Origin of the sequence: Nocardia nova (assembly GCF_002933465.1) — a bacterium.
GTDB lineage: Bacteria > Actinomycetota > Actinomycetes > Mycobacteriales > Mycobacteriaceae > Nocardia > Nocardia nova_B.
The window spans coordinates 1-2,235 of sequence record NZ_PSZE01000081.1 but is presented as its reverse complement, the minus strand read 5'-3'; the positions used below and the strand labels follow the sequence as shown (position 1 = coordinate 2,235).

Annotated in this window: 2 protein-coding genes; both read left to right on the top strand. The window is 65.8% G+C overall.

Annotated features, from left to right (window positions below):
• Nucleotides 1-98 precede the first annotated feature (98 nt).
• Complete coding sequence (istA, locus tag C5E41_RS32895; protein WP_104379551.1) at nt 99-1,340, top strand: IS21 family transposase; 1,242 nt, start codon at nt 99-101, stop codon at nt 1,338-1,340.
• The gene (gene istB, locus C5E41_RS32890; RefSeq protein ID WP_104379550.1) at nt 1,340-2,161 is read left to right on the top strand and encodes an IS21-like element helper ATPase IstB; all 822 of its coding nucleotides are present in this window, start codon (nt 1,340-1,342) and stop codon (nt 2,159-2,161) included. The genes istA and istB overlap by 1 nt, the downstream gene beginning before the upstream one ends.
• The last annotated feature ends 74 nt before the right edge of the window (nt 2,162-2,235 follow it).

The window sequence follows — 2,235 nt, the reverse complement described above, 5'->3', positions numbered from 1 at the left end:
TGTCGGCAGCACGTGAAAAATGACCACCGCGCGGCAACTCAAAACGGACCACCTGGTCGGTGACCCTGGCTGTATCCGAGCCAGGGAGGACCGAAGGGATGCTTGCTGTGGAGGATTGGGCTGAGATTCGTCGTTTGCGCCGGTCGGAGGGCATGCCGATCCAGGCGATCGCCCGGATGCTGGGCGTGTCCCGCAACACCGTGAAGCGAGCCCTGGCCTCGGACGGGCCGCCGAAGTATCAACGTCCAGCCAAGGGGTCGGTCGTGGACGCGGTCGAGCCGCAGATCCGGGAGTTGCTCAAGGCGTATCCGGCGATGCCGTCCACGGTGATCGCCGAGCGGATCGGCTGGACTCGTTCGGTGCGGGTGCTCTCGGGTCGGGTCGCGGAGTTGCGGCCGGCGTATCTGCCGCCGGATCCCGCGTCGCGGACGACGTATGTGGCTGGGGAGATCGCGCAGTGCGATTTCTGGTTCCCGCCGATCGAGTTGCCGGTCGGGTTCGGGCAGGTCCGTGGCCCGAAACAGTTGCCGGTGCTGACGATGGTGCTGGGCTATTCGCGGTGGTTGATGGCGGTGCTGATCCCAACCCGGCATGCGGAGGACCTGTTCGCCGGATGGTGGGCTCATATCCACCGATTAGGTTCGGTGCCACGGGTGTTGGTTTGGGACGGCGAGGGCGCGATCGGCCGCTGGCGGGCCGGGCGCAGCGAGTTGACTGCCGAATGTCAAGCATTCCGAGGAACGCTCGGCACGAAAGTGCTGGTCTGCAGACCTGCTGATCCGGAAGCCAAAGGCATGATCGAACGGGCCCACGATTATCTCGAGCGGTCATTCCTGCCTGGGCGATCATTCAGTGGCCCAGCCGATTTCAACACCCAGCTCGAGGATTGGCTGGAGTTGGTGAACGCCCGGCCGCGGCGGGTGTTGGGTTGCGCACCGACCGATCGGATCACCGCGGACCGCCAGGCGATGCTGGCGTTGCCGCCGGTCGCGCCGGAGACCGGGTGGCGTCGCTCGGCGCGGCTGCCGCGCGATCACTACATTCGCTTGGATTCCAACGACTACTCGGTGCACCCGAGCGTCATCGGGCGCCGGATCGAGATCCTCGCGGATCTGGAGCGGGTTCGGGTGTTCTCCGGTGGGCGGATCGTGGCCGATCACGAACGGATCTGGGCGTGGCATCAAACCCTGTCCGACCCCGAACACATCGAGGCGGCAAAGGTGCTGCGGCGCGGCCGGATCGGCGTGCTGCGCCCAGCACCCGAGCCCCAGGTCGAACAACGATGCCTGACCGACTACGACACCGCGCTAGGCATCGACCTCGAAGGCGGGGTGGCCTGATGCCTCCACGAGCCAGAACCAGAACCACCGCGAAAACATCCACCACCACAAGGGATTTCACCGCCGAGCTGAGCTTCCTTACCCGGGCGTTGAAGGCTCCGTCTCTGCGGGAAGCCGCCCAACGGCTGCCTGAACGCGCTCGCGCGGAGAACTGGACCCACGAAGAATTCCTGATCGCCTGCCTGCAACGCGAGGTCTCTGCTCGCGAGTCGCACGGCGGTGAGGGCCGCATCCGCTCCGCCCGCTTCCCTCACCGGAAATCGTTGGAAGAGTTCGACTTCGGGCATGCCCGCGGACTCAAACGCGACGTGATCGCGCACCTGGGCACCCTGGACTTCGTCACCGCGAAAGAGAACGTGGTGTTCCTCGGGCCGCCCGGAACGGGCAAGACCCACCTGGCGATCGGGTTGGCGATCCGCGCATGTCAAGCCGGGCATCGGGTCGCGTTCGCCACCGCGTCGGAATGGGTCTCACGCCTCGCAGAAGCCCACCACGCGGGCCGGTTGCAGGCCGAACTGATCAAGCTCGGCCGCTACCCACTGTTGGTGGTGGACGAGGTCGGCTACATCCCGTTCGAGAACGAAGCCGCCAACCTGTTCTTCCAGCTCGTCTCGTCCCGCTACGAACGCGCCTCGCTGATCGTGACCAGCAACAAGGTCTTCGGCCGCTGGGGCGAGGTCTTCGGCGACGACGTGGTCGCGGCCGCCATGATCGACCGCCTCGTCCACCACGCCGAGGTCATCGCCCTCAAAGGCGACAGCTACCGGCTCAAGAACCGCGACCTCGGCCGCGTCCCCGCCGCCGGCACAACTGAAGAATGAACCATCAAACCGAGCCGAGCAGATGGTCCAAATTGAGATTCCGTCAGATGGTCCGGGTTCGCGTGCCGTTGACA

Coding starts and splice junctions, on each gene's coding strand:
- istB (WP_104379550.1), top strand. CDS start 1,340: ATGCCTCCACGAGCCAGAACCAGAACCACCGCGAAAACATCCACCACC.
- istA (WP_104379551.1), top strand. CDS start 99: ATGCTTGCTGTGGAGGATTGGGCTGAGATTCGTCGTTTGCGCCGGTCG.